19 protein-coding genes and 1 pseudogene are annotated in these 17,839 nt (G+C 63.2%); 9 read left to right on the top strand and 11 right to left on the bottom strand.

Annotation, left to right across the window (positions count from 1 at the left end; translation table 11 throughout):
* Window positions 1-190 precede the first annotated feature (190 nt).
* On the top strand, window positions 191-1,807 hold the full coding sequence (locus AC07OV_RS28030; protein WP_176997993.1) for an inorganic phosphate transporter: 1,617 nt from the start codon (window positions 191-193) through the stop codon (window positions 1,805-1,807).
* A 97-nt stretch (window positions 1,808-1,904) separates the two neighbouring features.
* Here the strand turns inward: AC07OV_RS28030 and AC07OV_RS28025 are convergent, their stop codons facing one another.
* The 3 genes from AC07OV_RS28025 to AC07OV_RS28015 are packed head-to-tail and all read right to left on the bottom strand — an operon-like array spanning window position 1,905 to window position 4,568.
* Window positions 1,905-2,876 carry a 5-oxoprolinase subunit C family protein gene (locus tag AC07OV_RS28025; protein ID WP_495093413.1) on the bottom strand — a complete coding sequence of 324 codons (972 nt, stop codon included), beginning with the start codon at window positions 2,874-2,876 and terminating at the stop codon, window positions 1,905-1,907.
* Complete coding sequence (locus AC07OV_RS28020; RefSeq protein ID WP_494998298.1) at window positions 2,873-3,751, bottom strand: 5-oxoprolinase subunit B family protein; 879 nt, start codon at window positions 3,749-3,751, stop codon at window positions 2,873-2,875. The genes AC07OV_RS28025 and AC07OV_RS28020 overlap by 4 nt, the downstream gene beginning before the upstream one ends.
* Before the next feature lie 58 nt (window positions 3,752-3,809).
* A complete protein-coding gene (locus AC07OV_RS28015) occupies window positions 3,810-4,568 on the bottom strand; it encodes a 5-oxoprolinase subunit PxpA (RefSeq protein WP_494998299.1) in 759 nt (252 codons plus the stop codon).
* A 213-nt stretch (window positions 4,569-4,781) separates the two neighbouring features.
* Between AC07OV_RS28015 and AC07OV_RS28010 the strand changes: the two genes are divergently transcribed.
* Window positions 4,782-5,699, top strand: a complete 918-nt coding sequence (locus AC07OV_RS28010) for a LysR family transcriptional regulator (RefSeq protein WP_495093412.1) — start codon at window positions 4,782-4,784, stop codon at window positions 5,697-5,699.
* Here the strand turns inward: AC07OV_RS28010 and AC07OV_RS28005 are convergent.
* Window positions 5,696-6,592 (bottom strand): LysR family transcriptional regulator, encoded by an 897-nt coding sequence (locus AC07OV_RS28005; RefSeq protein WP_176997998.1) that lies wholly within the window; start codon window positions 6,590-6,592, stop codon window positions 5,696-5,698. The genes AC07OV_RS28010 and AC07OV_RS28005 overlap by 4 nt on opposite strands.
* A gap of 103 nt (window positions 6,593-6,695) precedes the next feature.
* On the opposite strand from AC07OV_RS28005, the gene AC07OV_RS28000 reads away from it, so the two are divergent.
* Together AC07OV_RS28000 and AC07OV_RS27995 are read left to right on the top strand one after the other, a co-directional pair.
* On the top strand, window positions 6,696-7,454 hold the full coding sequence (locus AC07OV_RS28000; RefSeq protein ID WP_495093411.1) for an SDR family NAD(P)-dependent oxidoreductase: 759 nt from the start codon (window positions 6,696-6,698) through the stop codon (window positions 7,452-7,454).
* A gap of 50 nt (window positions 7,455-7,504) precedes the next feature.
* Window positions 7,505-8,410 (top strand): annotated as a pseudogene (locus AC07OV_RS27995) (LysR family transcriptional regulator).
* A 188-nt stretch (window positions 8,411-8,598) separates the two neighbouring features.
* On the opposite strand, the gene AC07OV_RS27990 reads toward AC07OV_RS27995, so the two are convergent.
* Window positions 8,599-9,036, bottom strand: a complete 438-nt coding sequence (locus tag AC07OV_RS27990) for a multidrug/biocide efflux PACE transporter (protein ID WP_178925379.1) — start codon at window positions 9,034-9,036, stop codon at window positions 8,599-8,601.
* 88 nt (window positions 9,037-9,124) lie between these two features.
* Here AC07OV_RS27990 and AC07OV_RS27985 point away from each other — a divergent pair, with 88 nt between their 5' ends.
* Window positions 9,125-9,979 (top strand): LysR family transcriptional regulator, encoded by an 855-nt coding sequence (locus tag AC07OV_RS27985; protein WP_176998002.1) that lies wholly within the window; start codon window positions 9,125-9,127, stop codon window positions 9,977-9,979.
* A 152-nt stretch (window positions 9,980-10,131) separates the two neighbouring features.
* Here the strand turns inward: AC07OV_RS27985 and AC07OV_RS27980 are convergent, their stop codons facing one another.
* The gene (locus tag AC07OV_RS27980; RefSeq protein ID WP_494998302.1) at window positions 10,132-10,974 is read right to left on the bottom strand and encodes a LysR family transcriptional regulator; all 843 of its coding nucleotides are present in this window, start codon (window positions 10,972-10,974) and stop codon (window positions 10,132-10,134) included.
* 111 nt (window positions 10,975-11,085) lie between these two features.
* Here AC07OV_RS27980 and AC07OV_RS27975 point away from each other — a divergent pair, with 111 nt between their 5' ends.
* Window positions 11,086-11,811, top strand: coding sequence for an SDR family oxidoreductase (locus AC07OV_RS27975; protein ID WP_176998004.1), 726 nt, complete (start codon window positions 11,086-11,088; stop codon window positions 11,809-11,811).
* Window positions 11,812-11,924: 113 nt separating this feature from the next.
* On the opposite strand, the gene AC07OV_RS27970 is transcribed toward AC07OV_RS27975, so the two are convergent.
* The 4 genes from AC07OV_RS27970 to AC07OV_RS27955 are packed head-to-tail and all read right to left on the bottom strand — an operon-like array spanning window position 11,925 to window position 14,462.
* A complete protein-coding gene (locus AC07OV_RS27970; protein ID WP_495093410.1) occupies window positions 11,925-13,148 on the bottom strand; it encodes an RNA polymerase sigma factor in 1,224 nt (407 codons plus the stop codon).
* Window positions 13,145-13,621, bottom strand: a complete 477-nt coding sequence (locus AC07OV_RS27965) for an SRPBCC family protein (RefSeq protein ID WP_176998006.1) — start codon at window positions 13,619-13,621, stop codon at window positions 13,145-13,147. Before AC07OV_RS27965 ends, AC07OV_RS27970 begins: the two co-directional genes overlap by 4 nt.
* Before the next feature lie 34 nt (window positions 13,622-13,655).
* Window positions 13,656-14,000 carry a YciI family protein gene (locus AC07OV_RS27960; RefSeq protein WP_176998007.1) on the bottom strand — a complete coding sequence of 115 codons (345 nt, stop codon included), beginning with the start codon at window positions 13,998-14,000 and terminating at the stop codon, window positions 13,656-13,658.
* 42 nt (window positions 14,001-14,042) lie between these two features.
* On the bottom strand, window positions 14,043-14,462 hold the full coding sequence (locus AC07OV_RS27955; protein ID WP_176998008.1) for a YybH family protein: 420 nt from the start codon (window positions 14,460-14,462) through the stop codon (window positions 14,043-14,045).
* Between the two features lie 147 nt (window positions 14,463-14,609).
* Between AC07OV_RS27955 and AC07OV_RS27950 the strand changes: the two genes are divergently transcribed.
* Together AC07OV_RS27950 and AC07OV_RS27945 are read left to right on the top strand one after the other, a co-directional pair.
* The gene (locus AC07OV_RS27950; protein WP_494998305.1) at window positions 14,610-15,098 is read left to right on the top strand and encodes a GNAT family N-acetyltransferase; all 489 of its coding nucleotides are present in this window, start codon (window positions 14,610-14,612) and stop codon (window positions 15,096-15,098) included.
* Window positions 15,099-15,118: 20 nt separating this feature from the next.
* Complete coding sequence (locus AC07OV_RS27945; protein ID WP_494998306.1) at window positions 15,119-15,724, top strand: pyridoxamine 5'-phosphate oxidase family protein; 606 nt, start codon at window positions 15,119-15,121, stop codon at window positions 15,722-15,724.
* A 127-nt stretch (window positions 15,725-15,851) separates the two neighbouring features.
* Here AC07OV_RS27945 and AC07OV_RS27940 read toward each other — a convergent pair whose 3' ends face one another.
* On the bottom strand, window positions 15,852-16,334 hold the full coding sequence (locus AC07OV_RS27940) for a GyrI-like domain-containing protein (RefSeq protein ID WP_176998011.1): 483 nt from the start codon (window positions 16,332-16,334) through the stop codon (window positions 15,852-15,854).
* A 195-nt stretch (window positions 16,335-16,529) separates the two neighbouring features.
* Here AC07OV_RS27940 and alaC point away from each other — a divergent pair, with 195 nt between their 5' ends.
* Window positions 16,530-17,741, top strand: a complete 1,212-nt coding sequence (alaC, locus tag AC07OV_RS27935; protein WP_176998012.1) for an alanine transaminase — start codon at window positions 16,530-16,532, stop codon at window positions 17,739-17,741.
* Window positions 17,742-17,839: the final 98 nt, after the last annotated feature.

Below are 17,839 nucleotides of genomic sequence, written 5' to 3'. Positions count from 1 at the left end.
CCCCCCCCCCCCCCCCCCCCCCCCCCCCCCCCCCCCCCCCCCCCCCCCCCCCCCCCGGCTCCTACACGGTTGGGCGGTGTTATCTAGACCAGTGGCACCCTCAAACACCGAAAGACTGACATACCGCAGCATCTCTGTAACATTCTGCAATGATCATGAACGACATCCTCCCCACACTGGATGCTCCGGCATGGCCACCCCTTCCCTGACTGCCTCCAACACCGCCTCACCCGCCGACCCCAAACCCCGGCTGGACAAGAAACCCGGCCTGCTGACGGTGATCATCTTCTTCGCCGTGCTCGCCATGGGCCTGTTGTTCACCGCCTACAGCCTGATGCACGACATGCACGAGCTGGGCACGGTGGTCACCACCTGGACCCCGTTCCTGCTGCTGGGCGTGGCGCTGTTGATCGCCTTGGGCTTCGAGTTCGTCAACGGTTTTCACGACACGGCCAACGCCGTGGCGACCGTGATCTACACCAACTCGCTGCCGCCGCATTTCGCGGTGGTGTGGTCGGGTTTCTTCAACTTCCTCGGCGTGCTGCTGTCCAGCGGCGCCGTGGCGTTCGGCATCATTGCCCTGCTGCCGGTCGAGCTGATCTTGCAGGTGGGTTCGTCGGCCGGTTTCGCGATGATCTTCGCCCTGCTGATCGCCGCGATTCTGTGGAACCTCGGCACCTGGTGGCTGGGTTTGCCAGCGTCGTCGTCGCACACCCTGATCGGTTCGATCATCGGTGTGGGCGTGGCCAACGCCTTGATGCACGGGCGTGACGGCACCAGCGGTGTGGATTGGGGCCAGGCGATCAAGATCGGCTACGCGCTGTTGCTGTCGCCGTTGATCGGCTTTGTGTTTGCCGCCCTGCTGTTGCTGGCCCTGCGCGCCTTTGTGAAGAACCGCTCGCTGTACAAGGCACCGAAGGGCGACACCCCGCCGCCGTGGTGGATCCGCGGCATGCTGATCGCCACCTGCACCGGCGTGTCGTTCGCCCACGGCTCCAACGATGGCCAGAAAGGCATGGGCCTGATCATGCTGATCCTGGTCGGCACCCTGCCGATGGCCTATGCGTTGAACCGCACCATGCCGGCCGAGCAGTCGCTGCAGTTTGCCGCCGTGGCCGAAGTGACCCAAGTGGCCCTGGTGAAAAGTGCACCGCAAGTATTGCCCGGTGACCCGCGCCCGATTCTCTCGACCTACGTGCGCACCAAGGAAGCCACGCCGGAACTGGTCCCCGCCCTCGCCGCCCTCGCCGGCCAGATCGGTGATGAAGTGAAAGGCTACGGCTCCCTGGCCAAAGTGCCGGCGGAGGCGGTGGGCAACGTGCGTAACGACATGTACCTGACCAGCGAAACCATTCGCCTGATGGACAAGGACAAGGTTGGCAACTTCGACGCCGACACCCAAGGCAAGCTCAAGCTGTTCAAGGACCAGATCGACAATTCCACGCGCTTTATCCCGCTGTGGGTGAAGATCGCCGTGGCCATCGCCCTGGGCCTGGGCACCATGGTCGGTTGGAAACGCATCGTGGTGACGGTGGGTGAAAAAATCGGCAAGACCCACCTGACGTATGCCCAGGGCGCCTCGGCGGAAATGGTCGCGATGCTGACCATTGGCGCGGCGGACATGTACGGGTTACCGGTCTCGACTACCCATGTGTTGTCGTCCGGTGTGGCGGGGACCATGGTGGCCAATGGCGGCGGCTTGCAGATGCGCACCATCCGTAACCTGGTGATGGCGTGGGTGCTGACGTTGCCAGCGGCGATCCTGCTGTCGGGCAGCCTGTACTGGCTGTTCACCAAACTGTTCTGACCCAACACCTCCCCTCTTCTGTAGGAGCCCGGCTTGCCGGCGATGGCGATCTCATGGACGCCATCGCCAGCAAGCGGGGCTCCTACAAGGGTGTTTGTCAGGCGAATAATGTGGTCATGGCTTTGAGGCGCTTTTTGTAGATCCGCCGCGCCTCCAACGCCTCCTCCAGCGTCACCGCCACAAACCCCGCCCGCTGGTTCGGCTGCATCTGCCCGATCAAGTCCAGGTCGGCGCTGATCACCGTACCGATCATCGCGTAGCCCCCGCCCGACACCGCATCGCGGTGCAACACGATCGGCTCCAACCCAGCCGGCACCTGGATCGAACCTATCGGGTAGCAACTGTCGACGATGTTCGAAGGGTCCGACCCCGCGCCAAACGGCTGCTCCCGTGGCTGAAAGCTCAGCGCACTGCCGCCCTTGAAGCGATAGCCGATGCGGTCCGCCTCGGAACCCACGGTCCAGGGCTCGGCAAAAAAGCTGCCTTTGGCGCCCTCTGTCAGGCGCTCGTAATACAACCCCGGTACTACCCGCAGGGTCACGTCACCGCCCACCGAACGGCGCAGGGCCATGGGCAAACTGTTGCCGGCACGCCCGCTGCCACTGGCCTGGCCGATGGGTAACTCATCGCCTTCCTGCAAACGTCGCCCCTGAAACCCGCCGAGGGCGCCAAGGGTGTAGGTCGAGCGACTGCCCAACACCAGCGGCACATCGATGCCACCGGCCACCGCCAGGTAAGTACGGGCGCCTGCCTTGGGGAATTCAAAGCGCAGCACCTGCCCGGCGCGCACCTGGAAGGCGGTGTCCTGGTGCACCACTTCACCGTCCAGGCGCGGCGACATCAAGGCGCCGCTGAGCGCCACCAGCGCGTCTTGCTGGAACTGAAGTTCGGGGCCGATCAACGTGCATTCCAGTGCCGCCGCGCCGATGGGGTTGCCCACCAGATGGTTGGCCGCGCTCAAGGCGTACTGGTCCAGCGCACCGGAGGGCGGGATGCCGAGGTGGTAATAGCCTTCGCGGCCAAGGTCCTGCACAGACGTGGCGAGGCCGGGTTTGAGGACCTTGATCATGCCAGCGCCTCCTGCAGGGATTTCGGGTAGCCGATGGGGTCGGCGAGAAACGCATCGAGGGAGAACTCCACCGGGCGGATGCGCAGGTCGAACCGCCCGGCGTCCACCTCGGCCACTGCCAGGTCGTAGGCGTCGCGGTCCATGGGTTTGAACTGCACGATGTCACCGGGGCGGAAGAACACCATGTGTTCCTTCAGGTAGGCCAACTGCTGCGCCGGGTCGTAGATCGGCGCCGGGGTCACGCCGAACATCTGGTAGCCACCGGCACCCCGCACCGAGTAGATGCAGCCAAAACAGCCGCCATGGCCGAGGGTGAGCTTGGGCGTGTCGGTGCGCGGGCGCAGGTACTTGGGCACCTGCAATTGCCGCTCGCGCTCGACCATCTGGAACATGAACGGCAGGCCCGCCACAAACCCCACCATCGACACAAACCACGGCGCACCGCTGTGGGCGGCAATGAACGCGTCCACATCAGCCAGGCCGTTGATGCGCGCCGCGTACTCCAGGTCCGTGCCGCTGGGGTCTTGATGGCGGTCGCGAAAACGCATCAGGGTTTCATGGGTCCAGGGGTCGTTGTAGAGCACCGGGATTTCGATGATGCGCGTGTGTAAGGTGCGCTCGGCCACGGCCTGGGCCTCGGCGGTTTGTACTGCGTCGAGCAACACATGGGGGGCGATACGGTCGGGATCGAAGCGGATCTGGAACGACGCGTTGGCCAGGCACACATCCAGCACGCCCTCCAGCGCCAGGCGCTCCACGGCGCGGGTCACGGCCATGCCTTTGAAAAAGGCCTCCAGGGACATGCTGTCGCTGACCTCGGCAAACAGGTGTTCATCACCGCCGAAGCTGTAGCGGATGGGGGACGTTTCAGCCATGTCTGTTCCTCTTGGAATCATTGTAGAAAGGCAGGCGAAAAAAATCGGGGATCGTTTTTTATTGGGGTGTCTTGACGGTGATACCCGCCTGGTCCAACGCTTCGCGGGTGGCTTCCACCAACTCGAGGGCGCCGGGCGTGTCGCTGTGCAGACAGATGGAATCGAATTCGATGAACAGGTCTTCGCCTTCTACGGTGCGCACAAGTCCGGTCTGGCATGCCCGCAGGACGCGTGCTGCGACGGTCGCAGGATCCAGCGCCCGCACATTGCGGGTAAACACGATGGAGCCGCTCAGATCGTACTCACGGTCGGCATAAAATTCGCGCACCACCGGCTGCCCCAGTTCCTTGGCGATGCGCCAGATCACCGAGTTGGGCATGCAGTACAGCAACAGCGTCGGCTGGATGAGTTGCAGATTCTGCACCAGCAACCGCGCCGCTTCTTCATCACGCGCCAGGTGCATGTACAACGCGCCGTGGGGCTTGATGTGTTGCAGCGTCACGCCCTGGGCGCGGGCAATTTCACGCAGGGCGCCGAGTTGGTAGAGCATGTCGTCCACCAGTTCCTGGGCCGGCGCGTTGATGTGGCGACGGCCAAAGCCGACCAGGTCGCGAAAGCCCGGGTGCGCGCCGATGGCCACGCCCAGTTGCTTGGCGCGCTCGACGGTGCGGCGCATGGTGCCGGGGTCGCCGGCGTGGAAGCCGGTGGCGATGTTGGCCGAGCTGATATACGCCATGAGCTCTGCGTCGACGCCGTCGCCGATGGTCCAGGGGCCGAAGCCTTCGCCCATGTCCGAGTTGAAATCCACTGCCTGCATCGAAGTCGCTCCGCCTAAGTGATGCTGGAAAAGTAGGCCGCAGCTTGACCCCTTGGGAAGATCTATTATCAGATGACCCATCTTCTGAAAATCAGATATCACTACCACCCCCACACTGTAGGAGCCCGGCTTGCCGGCGATAGCGTCATCTGACCTGTCACAAGGCTTACGACCGCCATCGCCGGCAAGCCGGGCTCCTACGAGGAATGCGGCATGTCCCTGACTCTGCGCCAAGTCCGTTATTTTGTGGCCACCGCCGAGATCGGCCAGATCTCCCAGGCGGCGATTCACCTGAACATCTCCCAGTCGGCAGTGACCACGGCGATCAAGGAGCTGGAAGCCATGCTCGGCGTGCAACTGTTCGTGCGCTCGGCCCAGGGCATGAACCTCACCGACGCCGGGCGGCACTTTCTCAACCGCGCCTATGTGATCCTGCGCAGCGTGGATGACGCCCTGAACAGCCCGCTGCCCGACTACCGCGCCAGCGGCGTGCTGCGGGTTGCCGCCAGCTACACGGTGCTGGGTTATTTCCTGCCGCACCACCTGCAACGCATGGAGCACTGGCACCCGGACGTGACCATCCAGGTCTTCGAACAAGAACGCCAGGCCATCGAAGAAGGGCTGCTCAATGGCCAGTTCGACATGGCCGTGGTGCTTACGGCCAACCTCACCCACCCGGCCATCGTGTCCGAAATCCTCTTCAACTCCGAGCGTCGCCTGTGGCTACCCAGCCATCACCCGCTGTGCGAACGCGATGCGGTGAGCCTGGCGGATGTGGCGCAGGAACCCTACATCCTACTCACCGTCGACGAGGCCGAACACAGCGCCATGCGCTATTGGGAACAGGCCGGCCAGGCGCCCAATGTGCGCCTGCGTACCAGCTCGGTGGAGGCCGTGCGCAGCATGGTCGCCAATGGCAGCGGCGTGGCGATTCTCTCGGATCTGGTGCACCGCCCCTGGTCCCTGGAAGGCAAGCGCATCGAAACGCTGACCGTCACCGACCCGGTGACGCCCATGAGCGTAGGCCTGGCCTGGCATCGCGAACGTGCATTTACCCCGGCGATGCAGGCGTTTCGTGATTACTTCCACGATGCGTTCCTCGCCCCGCAGCAACTCTCGGCACGCCGTTAAAGATGGGCCTGCAGGGTGGTGGTCAACCACTCCATGAACACCCGCACCCGCAAGGGCAAATGGCGCTGGCCGGCATACAGCAACGACACATCCAACGGCGGCGCCTGGTATTCCGGCAGCACCGCCACCAGCTCGCCACTGGCCAGTAAGCTGCGGATACCCAGCAGCGGCACCTGGACGATGCCAAATCCGCCCAGGCAGGCGGCCTGGTAGGCATCGGTGCTGTTGACGGTGACGCGCCCGGCCATCGCCACCCGCTGCACCTTGTTGCCCTGCAGGTATTCGAAGCCCGTGGAGCGCGCGCCCAGTGGCCGCACGTAGTGCACCAGTTGATGGTCGGCCAGGTCGTCGAGGGTCCGGGGCGTGCCGTAGCGTTGCAGGTAGGCCGGGCTCGCGCAGTTGGCCATGGGCATGCTGCACACCTTGCGGGCCACCACGGTTTGATCGGGCTGGGCGCCGACGCGCAAGACACAATCGAACCCTTCGGCGATCAGGTCAACCTGGCGGTCCGAGCTGCTGATCTGCATCTCGATCAGCGGGTGGCGCTCCATGAACGACGGCAAGTGCGGCAGGATCATGCCGCGGGCCATCACGTTGGGCATGTCCACGCGAATGCGCCCGGCCAGTTGGGTTTCGTCTTGGCGAAACAAGCCTTCCAGCTCTTCCATGTGCGACAGCAAGTCCTTGCTGCGCTCATACAGCACACGGCCGTCCTGGGTCGCCTGCACCTTGCGGGTGGTGCGCTGCAACAGGCGGGCGCCCACCAGTTCTTCCAGGGCCTGCACGTGCTCGGACACGGTGGAACGCGGCAGGCCCAGGCTTTCGCCAGCCCCGGTGAAACTCGACAGTTCGGTGACCCGCACGAAGGTGCGCAGCAGCTCAAGTTTGTTCATGGATTGTTCGCCTCATCCGGCCAGTGATTCCGGGATAGCCCTGTTTATCACGTTACAGGCGAACAAATACACTCAGTCCCACGATCATTCAGAGGACTGCACCATGACCCGCAAAATCGCACTCATCACCGGCGCCAGCCGTGGCCTGGGCAAAAGCGCCGCACTGCACCTGGCAGCCCAAGGCGTCGACATCATCGGCACCTACCACAGCGCTGCGGCTGAGGCCCAAGCGGTGGTCGAGCAGGTTCAGGCCCTGGGCGGCCGCGCCGCCATGCTGCAACTGGACGTGAGCCAAAGCGGCACCTTCGATCACTTCGTGGGTGAAGTCGGCCGTGTGCTCAAGGACGTTTTCGCACAGGATCACTTTAATTTCCTGATCAACAACGCCGGCATCGGCGCCCACGCCAGCTTCGCCGAGACCACCGAAGAGCAGTTCGACCAGCTGGTGGCCATCCACTTCAAGGCGCCGTTTTTCCTCACGCAAAAACTGCTGCCGCTGATCAGCGATGGCGGGCGCATCATCAACATTTCCAGCGGCCTGGCGCGGTTCAGCTTGCCGGGGTACTCGGCGTATGCCTCGATGAAAGGCGCGGTGGAAGTGCTGTCGCGCTACCAGGCCAAGGAGCTGGGGCCACGGGGGATTACCGTCAACACCCTGGCACCGGGCGCCATCGCCACCGACTTCAGTGGCGGCGCAGTGCGCGACAACCCGCAGGTCAATGCCATGGTGGCCAACAACACCGCGCTGGGCCGCGCCGGTTTGCCCGACGATATCGGCGGGGCGATCTCGACCCTGCTGGCCGATGGCAGCAACTGGATCACCGGGCAACGCATCGAAGCCTCGGGCGGCATGTTTCTTTAAGCGTTCTGCGCTAGCATCAATGCCTTCAGATCACTGACAGGCAATCACCGATGAGTTTTGATCCAGGCTTGGCCGGCGGCATGGGCGTGTTGGCGGCCGTGGTGGACATGGGCAGTTTTGCGCGTGCCGCCGACAGCCTGGAGATGACACCGTCGGGGGTCAGCCGGGCGATTTCCCGGCTGGAAAAACGCCTGGGGATTCGCCTGTTCGACCGTACCACCCGCTCGGTGCAACTGACCGATGAGGGTCGGCGTTTCTACCAGGAGATCGCCCCGTTGTTGGCCGGCCTCGAAGAGGCCGCCAGCGCCGCCGCCGACAGTGCACTCACCGTGCGCGGGCGCCTGCGGGTGAACATCGACCCGTACTTTTCACGGCTGGTGTTGGGCCCGGTGCTGGGGGATTTCATGCGCCGTTACCCGCAACTGCAACTGGACCTGCACACCCGCGACCAACTCGGCGACCTGGTGGCCGACGGCTTTGACCTGGCGATTCGCTTTGGCATCCCGTAATCCTCCTCGCTGATCGCGCGCAAGCTGATGGAAGTGCGCGTGCTCACCGTCGCCTCCCCTGCCTACCTTGAAACCTACGGCCGCCCCGCTCACCCACAGGCGCTGGAAACCGGGCACATGTGCCTGGACTTTCGCGACTCGCAAACCGGCCGGCCGTTCGCCTGGGAATTCCATCGTCCCGGCGAGCGCCTGACCGTGCGCACCAGCGGGCGCCTGGTGGTCAACGACGCCAGCACCTTGTACAGCGTGTGTGAACACGGGCACGCGGTGGCGCAAATGCTCGACCTGGGCCTGACGCCGGCGCTCAAGGCCGGCGCCTTGGTGGAGTTGTTTCCGGACTGGCCCGACGAGCGTTTCCCGTTGTACGCCTACTACCCGTCACGGCATTTGCCTGCGGCCAAGGTGCGGGCCTTCCTCGATTTCGTGGCCACACTCACCCCGTTGTAGGAGTCCGGCTTGTCGAATCGTCGCACCGCGGCGATGGCGATCTCAAGTACGCCCCCCCCCTGTAGGAGCCCGGCTTGCCGGCGATGGCGATCGGAAGGGCCCCATCGCCGGCAAGCCGGGCTCCTACAGGGGTCGTGTCCGGTGTTTACAGGGGGCGTGCCCGGTGGTTACAGCGGCGGTGTTCGGGGTTATAGCGCCAGTGTGCGACGTTGCAGGATTTTTTCCCGAATCATGTCGTACCCCAGGTGGTACACGTAGGTGTACGGCAGGAAGAACAGCAGCACACCGATGTCGAGGATGAAGGCTTCCAGCAAGCTGATACCCAGCCACATCGCAATCAACGGCACACACACCAGGATCAGCCCGCCTTCAAACATCAGCGCGTGCAGCACCCGCGTCCAGCTGTTGGTGGGCAGTTGCAGGCGCACCTTGAGGCGGTCGAACAGGCTGTTGAAAATAATGTTCCAGGTCAGCGCCAGCACGCTGATGCCCAGGGTCACCGCGCCCATTTCCAGGGCGGGCCGGCCGGTGATCCAGACCAGCAGTGGTGTGCAGATCAGCAGGGCCAGCCCTTCAAAACCCAGGGCTTGGCAAACGCGTTCAGTCATCGATTTGGTGGGGTTCATGACCCGGCTCCGTGAGTGGCGACGGTTGCCATCATTACTCCCCTGGTCGATACTTCATAACTAATAACCATCGATCAAGGCGATAGTCATGGCCTCCAACGAAGTGCTGCAGGCGTTTGTACAGGCGGCCACCCAAGGCTCGTTCTCGGCGGCGGCGCGCAAGCTGGGCAAGAGCCAGTCCACCGTCAGCGCGGCGGTGGCGAGCCTGGAGATTGACCTGGATGTGGAGCTGTTCGACCGCAGCAGCCGCAAGCCGACGCTGACCCCGGCCGGCCATGTGCTGTTGCTGCGTGCCGAGCAGGTGCTGGAAGCCAGCAGCCGCCTGGAACTGGCTGCCAGCCAGTTGTCCCAGGGGTTGGAGCCGAAGCTGACGATTGCGATGTCCGACACCTACCAATCGGACCGTTTCGAAATTGCCCTCAAAGCCTTTGAACAGCGCTACCCGGACCTTGAGCTCGAATGCCTGATCGCCGAGTGCGAAGACCTGATTGCCCTGGTGCAAAGCGGCCGGGCGCAGGTTGCGTTTATTGAAAAACAGGACGTCTACCCACCCGACCTCACCGGCGCGCCGGTCGAAGAACGTACAGAAATCGCGCTGTACGTGGCCCCCAGACACCCGCTGGCGAGCCTGGACAATATTTCCGCCGACACCCTGCAACAACACCGCGAATTGCGCCTGGCCAGCATCATCAACCCGACCGAAACCCGCCCCAGTGGCCGGGTGTGGTCGGCGCCCAGTTACTTGATGCTGATGGAAATGGCCCAGTTGGGGTTTGGTTGGGCGCCCTTGCCGCGCTGGCTGGTGGAGCGTTTTGATGGCGGCCAGTTGGTGGAGCTCAAGGCGCGCAGCTGGCCGCGCTCGGTGGCGGTGGATGCGCTGTGGTCACGGCATCATCCGCCTGGGCCGGCGGGTGGGTGGTTGCTCGGCAAGATGCTGGAATAACAAACACTCGCCAATAAACAATGAAGATCAACCTGTGGGAGCGGGCTTGCCCGCGAAAGCGGTGTGTCAGTCGAATCAAATGCTAGCTGACACGCCGCTTTCGCAGGCAAGCCAGCTCCCACATTTGACCTGTGTTGGCCTTTAGAATGAGGTCAGGCTGCTGAAAGCTGGGGCGGACGGTTGTTCTGGAAGTATTCGTGCAGGGCGCGCAAGGCAGGCAATTCCAGCGCCTGTGCGGCGAAGCACAGGCCCACGCGGCGTGTCGGGGCCGGCAGGTGCCATTGGCGAATCACCACCCCGGCGCGCTCGGCCGCCATCGACTGCGGCAGCATCGCCACGCCCACACCTGCCGCCACCATGTGCAACGCCTGGGTCAACGAGCCGGCATGCCCCGCCACCGCTTGCGGCGAGCGACCGTACAGCGCCATCAAACGTTGATGGGAGTCATGTTGCGGGCAGGTGATCCAGTCCTCAATCGGCGCCCATGCCTGTTCTTTGCCCACCTGCGCCATGGGGTGAGCCGCTGGCAACGCCATCACGTAGGACTCTTCCCAGATCGGCAGGAACAATTCGTCCTCGCAGCACATTTCTTCCACGGCCAGGCGCCCTTCTCCCTCACAGCCTTCCTGCAAGGTCAGCAACAACCCCGGCAGCCCCTGGTGCGCCATGCGCAGAAAGGTTTCGATCTGGCTGTCGGCAATGTCGCCTTCCACGCCCAATTCCAGGGCGATGCGGTTTTCGCGCCCGCGAAACAAGCGGCTCAAGGCATCGGCTTCGGCCACCATGCGCCGTGCCTGCGGGTACAGCACCCGCGCTTCGGCGCTGACCTCCACGCCCCGTGGCTGGCGCACGAACAACGCCACGCCCAGCTCGTCTTCCAACTGCTTGATGGTCACCGACAGCGTCGGTTGGCTGATGAACAAACGCTGGGCAGCCGCCGTGATATTGCGTTCTTCGAACACCGCGAGAAAGGCTTTGAGGTGACGCACATCCATAGCTTTATCCGATGACAGACAGAGAAATAAGGCATTTTTCAGCCTGACTGGCGCTAAATATACTGCGCCCACGGTTCAGTTATCGATTTTTCTTATTCCAGGAGTGCAATCATGAGCAAGCCACTGATCATCATCACCGGTGCCAGTTCCGGTATCGGCGAAGCCACTGCCCGCCTGCTGTCGGCCGCCGGTCACCCGCTGCTGCTGTTGGCGCGGCGCATCGACCGCCTTAACGACCTGGCCCTGCCCAACACCCTGGCGCGTGGCGTGGATATCACCGACCGCGCAGCCTTGGTCGCTGCCGTGAAGGAAGCCGAAGCGCAATTCGGCCCGGCCGACGCGTTGATCAACAATGCCGGTGTGATGCTGCTGGGCGCAGTCAGCGAACAAGACCCGGCGCAATGGGAGCAGATGCTCGACGTCAACGTGAAAGGCCTGCTCAATGGCATTCACGCGGTGGCCGGCAGCATGGTGGCACGCAAGGGTGGCACCATCATCAACGTCAGCTCGGTGGCTGGGCGCAAAACCTTCCCGAACCACGTGGCTTACGTAGGCACCAAGTTCGCAGTACACGGGATTTCGGAGAACCTGCGCGAAGAATTGTCGCCGAGCAATGTGCGCGTGATCACCATCGCCCCGGGCGCGGTGGAAACCGAACTGCTCAGCCACACCACCGACGAGGCGATCAAGAGCGGTTACCAAGCCTGGAAACAAGACATGGGCGGCACCGTGCTCAGCGCGGATGACGTGGCCTCGGCGATTGCCTACGCCTACGGGCAACCGCAGCATGTGTGCATTCGCGAGATCGTGTTGGCGGCCACGCGTCAGCAGCCGTAACCCAATAAGCGCAAACAACACCGATCACTGTAGGAGCCGGCTTGCCGGCGATAGCGGTGGGTCAGCCAATACCTCTGTTGGCTGATACACCGCTATCGCTGGCAAGCCAGCTCCTACAGTTGTTTTGCGTTGAGTTCGGCCAGGCGTTGCTGGAGGAAGCGTTTCTCTGGAGCTTGCTGGGTCAAGGACAGGGCTTTTTCGTACGCCGTGCGCGCCTCTTCCACACGCCCCAGTTGCCGACAGAATTCCCCCCGCGCCGAATGCGCCAAGTGGTAATCCAGCAACTCACCACGCTGCAAAATCCCCTCCACCAACGCCAGACCCGCCAGCGGCCCCTGCCCCATCGCCACCGCCACGGCGCGGTTCAGTTCGATCACCGGCGAGGGCACTTCCCGCAGCAACACGTCGTAGAGCCCGACGATCTGCAACCAGTCGGTTTCATCGGCACAAGGCGCTTCGGCATGCACCGCCGCAATCGCTGCCTGCAGGCAATACGGGCCGAAACGCCGGGTATTTAACGCCTGCTCCACCAAGGCGCAGCCTTCAGCGATCAGGGCGGTATCCCACAACCCTCGGTCCTGTTCATGCAACAACACCAACTCACCGCTTGCCGACGTGCGCGCCGCTCGGCGGGATTCGTGCAGCAGCATCAGCGCCAGCAAGCCCATGACTTCCGGTTCGGGCAGTAACTCCATGAGTAAACGACCGAGCCGAATGGCTTCGCGGGTCAGGTCTTCACGGGTGAGATCAGCGCCCATGGACGCCGAATAGCCTTCGTTGAACACCAGGTAAATCACCCGTAATACGCTGTCCAGCCGCTCAGGCAATTCGGCCAGGGACGGCACTTGATAGGGAATGCGAGCTTCACGGATCTTGCCCTTGGCGCGCACGATGCGCTGGGCGATGGTGGTGGGGGTGGCCAGGAACGCGCGGGCGATTTCCTCGGTGGTGAGGTCGCAGATCTCACGCAGGGTCAGCGCCGCCTGGGCGTCCGCCGCCAGCGCCGGGTGACAGCAGGTGAAGATCAAACGCAGGCGGTCGTCTTCCACGTCCTCGGCACTCCACTCAGCCGCTTCCAGTGCGTCGGCCTGCTCCTGCAACAAGGGGGTAAATCGCGCCTGACGGCGCAGGCGGTCGATGGCCTTGAAGCGGCCGGTGGACACCAGCCAGGCGCGCGGGTTGTCCGGCACGCCGTCCTCGGGCCAGCGTTGCAAGGCGACAAAAAACGCCTCGTGCAAGGCCTCCTCGGCCAGGTCGAAATCACCCAACAGGCGAATCAGCGTCGCGAGTACGCGGCGTGATTCGCTGCGGTAAATGGCCTCGACCTGCGCGGTCAATCGGGCATGCCTTGAGTCACCAGCGTCACCAGGCGGTCCAGGCTCTGGCCCCAACCGTCGTGAAAGCCCATGGCTTCATGGGCCTGCTTGTCGGCCTCGCTCCAGTGCATGGCGCGGGCGGTGTAGAGGGTCTTGCCATCGACCTCTTCAAAGGTGACTTCGGCCGTCATGAACGGCTTGCCCGAAGGTATCCAGCCCGGCGCATAGGCGTCGGTGAACACCAGGCGGCTGGGCGCTTCGATCTCGAGGAACACGCCCTGGGTGGGGTATTCCGCGCCGTCCGGTGCGCGCATCAAGGTGCGAAACAGGCCACCGACCCACAGGTTCATTTCGCACTCGGGGGTGGTCATGCCGTGGGGCCCCCACCATTGTTGCAACAACGCGGGTTCGGTCCAGGCGCGGAACACGCGGCTGCGCGGGGCGTCGATCACGCGGCTGATGGACAGTTCAAATTCGGCGGGTTGAGTGGTCATGGGGCAAACCTCCTGAGTCTTGTGGTTGTTGTGTTCAGAGATTCAACTGGCGCACCGGGCGCACTTCCACACTGCCGACCCGCGCAGCCGGAATGCCGCCGGCCACCTGGATCGCTTCGTTCAAATCCTTGGCCTCGATCAGGTAGAACCCGGCGAGTTGCTCCTTGGTTTCGGCGAACGGCCCGTCAGTAATCGACAACTTGCCATTGCGCATGCGCACGGTGGTGGCGGTGGTGACCGACTCCAGCGGCTCGGCGGCGAGCATCCGCCCGCTGGCCTGGATGGCCTGGGCGTAGGCAAGACACTCCGGGTCTGCAGGGCTGTCGGGCGAGGTGTGCAGCACCTGTTCGTTGCTGTAGATCAGGCAGAGGTATTTCATGGGTGCCTCCCTTTTCGGCTTATCCACTATAGCCCCCGGCGATCAGGGTTCCAGCTCGAACAGCGCGGTACCGCTCAGCATGTCGAAGGGCGCCGACCAGTGCTCATGCACCACGCGCCATTGGCCGTTGATGCGCTGATAACCGGCCGTCACCCGCATCCAGCAGGCCTTCACCACGCCGTCCGGCCCGGCACCACCGCAATGGGCCAGCCAGTGGGCAAAGGCGCTGTCCTGTGCCTCGACGATACGCAACTCATGAAACTCGAAAATACCCGGGCCGGGGCAATGCTTCATGCATTCCTCCCAATGCGCACGGTAGGCGGCCTTGCCCTTGAATTGCAGTGCGGTGACGGCGTCGAACGAGACGATATCGTCGGCGTAATAGCTGACAATTTTGTCGATATCCCGGGCAAGCACGGCTTGCTTCCATTGATCGATCAGGGTGTTGATGGCAGTGCTCATGGCGATACTCCTTCGGGTGGAAAATCACGGAAGACACCCTTAGTCGAACGGCCCTCGCTGCAATCGACAGCCCGCTGAAAAATAATTTCGCCCCAGGCAAACCCGCTAGAATCCAACCCTCTTTGTAGGATTTCGGATGCGCCCCCGATGGAAACCCGCCTCGTCCCCTATGAGACGCTGAGCCTTGTGCAAAAACAGCAGCTCGACGCCCTGCAAGTGCACCCCGAGCAACTGGCGTACTCCGGGGACATCTACTGCGCGCTGAACAGCCTGCTGGTCAACCCAAACCCCGGCGCCATCAAAGGCTTTGCCCTGCTCGCCGACGAGTTGCCCGTCGCCTTCCTGCTGCTCAAACGCCCCCCGTGCCTGCCCCATTGGGCCGATGAACACAGCGCCACGCTGCATGCGTTGCAAGTGGACCGCGGGCAACAAGGCCGCGGGTTCGGCAAGGCGTGTCTGCAGGCACTGCCCGACGCCGCGCTGGCTGCGTGGCCGCAGGTCAAGGCCATCGAGCTGTCGGTGGACGCCGACAATGCGGCGGCGATGGGTTTGTACCTGAGCGCCGGGTGGGTGGACAGTGGCGAGGCGTATAAGGGGCGGATTGGCTATGAACGCAGGCTGGCATTAGTCTTTTGAACGATAAGGAGGTGGCGCAAATGCTGACAACCCTCGAACAACTCGAAACCCTCTACGGCCTCCCCCACGAGCGGGCGGTGCGCAAGGAGATCCCGTTTCTCAACGAGGATTACCAGGCCATGGTGCGCGCCTCGCCGCTGGTGGTGGTGAGTTCGTCCGGGCCGGACGGTGTGGACGGTTCGCCCCGTGGTGATGTTCCGGGGTTTGTGCGGATTGTGGATGAGCGCACGCTGGCGATTCCTGATCGGCCCGGCAACAACCGCCTGGATACCTTGCGCAACCTGGTGCAGGACCCGCGCATTGCCTTGCTGTTCATCATTCCGGGAATTGGCGAAACGTTGCGCGTGAATGGCCGTGCGCAGATTTCCATCGAGCCAGGGTTGCTGGAGAGTTTTGCGGTGAATGGCAAACCGGCGAAGTCGGTGATTCTGGTGCAGGTGGAAAGTGCGTATTTCCACTGCTCAAAGGCGTTTGTGCGTTCCGATTGCTGGAACCCTGAAAAACACCTGGACCGCTCGGCGCTGCCGTCGGCCGGCGCCTTTCACAAGCGGCTCAATGACGGGCAGTTTGACGCCGAGGCGTATGACCGCGAGATGCCGGAGCGGGTCAAGGCCACCCTGTATTGACCCACCCTCTGTAGGAGCCCGGCTTGCCGGCGATGGCGCCCTTTGCACTGCCATCGCCCCCGCGCCTCCCTTCTCCCCCCCCCCCCCCCCCCCCCCCCCCCCCCCTCGCTCCTACAACGGCGGAGTGTCAGCCTCTTTCGCCGATCGGCAACCAGATCTCCACGGTGCCGGTGCCTTTGCGTCCATCGAAATCGGCGCTGTAGCGCTCGAAATCCGCGCCCATCACCTTGTAGCCTGAGTGCGGCAGCCACTCGAACATGATGCGTTCGTAGGTTTGCTCAAGTGCCTGCACCGGCCCGTAATGCGGGAAGACGGCGTAGTTGAGCGGCGGAATTTCAATGGACTCGAAGTTGCCTGGCACGTCGCCCTTGGTCGGCACTTCAACGCCGGCCATATAGTCGAATTCGCCATGCTTGGGGTTATGGCAAACCCCATACGTCACACCGCCCACGCGCTGTTTGATGTCTTTGACACAGGTGTCGAACAACTCCCACAAGCGCGGGATGTCGCCGATGGTCGCCTTCGAATAACGCCCTTGCACCCCGGCAATCACCAGGGCTTTACCCGCTTCCATGCGTGGCTCTAACGGTTGTTTTGTCTGCTGATCCATACGAACAGTCTCCTTCTTATGAGGGTACAAACCCGTATCGAGTATAGGGGGATATCCGCGCAACACTGCACGCAGAAAATTTTCCTACGCATCTGGACAACTGGCCATCATCGACCGTATTGTCTGCCCCGCAGGCCACCGCAGTGGCCGACGTCGCTCGGACGGTTCCGGGCGCTTACGTACTTCGAGGCAACAATGGCAGACCAAGGTTCGCCGCGCCGCTTTGCGCGCATCGATCGACTCCCCCCTTACGTGTTCAATATCACTGCCGAGCTGAAGATGGCTGCGCGTCGGCGCGGCGAAGACATCATCGACTTGAGCATGGGTAACCCCGACGGCGCCACGCCGCCGCACATTGTCGAAAAACTCGTGCAGGTCGCCCAGCGCGAAGACACCCACGGTTATTCCACCTCCAAAGGCATTCCGCGTCTGCGCCGGGCGATTTCGCGTTGGTACAAAGACCGTTATGAAGTGGACATCGACCCTGAGTCCGAAGCCATCGTGACCATTGGTTCCAAGGAAGGCCTGGCGCACTTGATGCTGGCCACCCTGGACCAGGGCGATACCGTGCTGGTGCCTAACCCGAGCTACCCGATTCACATCTACGGCGCGGTGATTGCCGGCGCCCAGGTGCGCTCGGTGCCACTGGTGCCCGGCGTGGATTTCTTCGCCGAGCTGGAGCGCGCCATTCGTGGCTCGATCCCCAAGCCGAAGATGATGATCCTGGGCTTCCCCTCCAACCCCACCGCGCAGTGCGTGGAGCTGGATTTCTTTGAACGCGTGATCGCCCTGGCCAAGCAGTACGACGTGCTGGTGATCCACGACCTGGCCTATGCCGACATCGTCTACGACGGCTGGAAAGCCCCGTCGATCATGCAGGTGCCGGGCGCCAAGGACATTGCGGTGGAGTTTTTCACCCTGTCCAAGAGCTACAACATGGCAGGCTGGCGCATCGGTTTCATGGTGGGCAACCCGGAACTGGTCAGCGCCCTGGCACGCATCAAGAGCTACCACGACTACGGCACCTTCACGCCGCTGCAAGTCGCCGCGATTGCGGCCCTGGAAGGCGATCAGCAGTGCGTGAAGGACATCGCCGAGCAGTACCGTCAACGCCGCAATGTGCTGGTCAAGGGCCTGCATGAATTGGGCTGGATGGTGGAGAATCCGAAGGCGTCGATGTACGTCTGGGCGAAGATCCCCGAGGCGTATGCCGCCATGGGTTCGCTGGAGTTTGCCAAGAAGCTGCTGCTGGAGGCGAAGGTGTGTGTGTCGCCGGGCATCGGGTTTGGCGAGTATGGGGATGATCATGTGCGCTTCGCGCTGATCGAAAACCAGGACCGGATTCGCCAGGCGGTGCGCGGGATTAGGACGATGTTCCGGGCCGATGGCCTGGGCCCTAAAGCCTGACCCAAACTACCTGTAAAAACTCAATCAATGTGGGAGCTGGGGTGGGGGGGGGGGGGGGGGGGGGGGGGGGGGGGGGGGGGGGGGGGGGGGGGGGGGGG

It is taken from the genome of Pseudomonas sp. GW821-FHT09A09 (assembly GCF_059418405.1).
This window is presented reverse-complemented; position numbering and strand designations above follow the sequence as displayed.

What these genes read in the sequence shown, in the direction of transcription:
- AC07OV_RS28000 (WP_495093411.1), top strand. Translation starts at nt 6,696, where the DNA reads ATGACCCGCAAAATCGCACTCATCACCGGCGCCAGCCGTGGCCTGGGC.
- AC07OV_RS27980 (WP_494998302.1), bottom strand. Translation starts at nt 10,974, where the DNA reads ATGGATGTGCGTCACCTCAAAGCCTTTCTCGCGGTGTTCGAAGAACGC.
- AC07OV_RS27985 (WP_176998002.1), top strand. Translation starts at nt 9,125, where the DNA reads ATGGCCTCCAACGAAGTGCTGCAGGCGTTTGTACAGGCGGCCACCCAA.
- AC07OV_RS28020 (WP_494998298.1), bottom strand. Translation starts at nt 3,751, where the DNA reads ATGGCTGAAACGTCCCCCATCCGCTACAGCTTCGGCGGTGATGAACAC.
- AC07OV_RS27960 (WP_176998007.1), bottom strand. Translation starts at nt 14,000, where the DNA reads ATGAAATACCTCTGCCTGATCTACAGCAACGAACAGGTGCTGCACACC.
- AC07OV_RS27955 (WP_176998008.1), bottom strand. Translation starts at nt 14,462, where the DNA reads ATGAGCACTGCCATCAACACCCTGATCGATCAATGGAAGCAAGCCGTG.
- AC07OV_RS27945 (WP_494998306.1), top strand. Translation starts at nt 15,119, where the DNA reads ATGCTGACAACCCTCGAACAACTCGAAACCCTCTACGGCCTCCCCCAC.
- AC07OV_RS28015 (WP_494998299.1), bottom strand. Translation starts at nt 4,568, where the DNA reads ATGCAGGCAGTGGATTTCAACTCGGACATGGGCGAAGGCTTCGGCCCC.
- AC07OV_RS28005 (WP_176997998.1), bottom strand. Translation starts at nt 6,592, where the DNA reads ATGAACAAACTTGAGCTGCTGCGCACCTTCGTGCGGGTCACCGAACTG.
- AC07OV_RS28030 (WP_176997993.1), top strand. Translation starts at nt 191, where the DNA reads ATGGCCACCCCTTCCCTGACTGCCTCCAACACCGCCTCACCCGCCGAC.
- AC07OV_RS27950 (WP_494998305.1), top strand. Translation starts at nt 14,610, where the DNA reads ATGGAAACCCGCCTCGTCCCCTATGAGACGCTGAGCCTTGTGCAAAAA.
- alaC (WP_176998012.1), top strand. Translation starts at nt 16,530, where the DNA reads ATGGCAGACCAAGGTTCGCCGCGCCGCTTTGCGCGCATCGATCGACTC.
- AC07OV_RS27940 (WP_176998011.1), bottom strand. Translation starts at nt 16,334, where the DNA reads ATGGATCAGCAGACAAAACAACCGTTAGAGCCACGCATGGAAGCGGGT.
- AC07OV_RS27990 (WP_178925379.1), bottom strand. Translation starts at nt 9,036, where the DNA reads ATGAACCCCACCAAATCGATGACTGAACGCGTTTGCCAAGCCCTGGGT.
- AC07OV_RS27965 (WP_176998006.1), bottom strand. Translation starts at nt 13,621, where the DNA reads ATGACCACTCAACCCGCCGAATTTGAACTGTCCATCAGCCGCGTGATC.
- AC07OV_RS27975 (WP_176998004.1), top strand. Translation starts at nt 11,086, where the DNA reads ATGAGCAAGCCACTGATCATCATCACCGGTGCCAGTTCCGGTATCGGC.
- AC07OV_RS28025 (WP_495093413.1), bottom strand. Translation starts at nt 2,876, where the DNA reads ATGATCAAGGTCCTCAAACCCGGCCTCGCCACGTCTGTGCAGGACCTT.
- AC07OV_RS28010 (WP_495093412.1), top strand. Translation starts at nt 4,782, where the DNA reads ATGTCCCTGACTCTGCGCCAAGTCCGTTATTTTGTGGCCACCGCCGAG.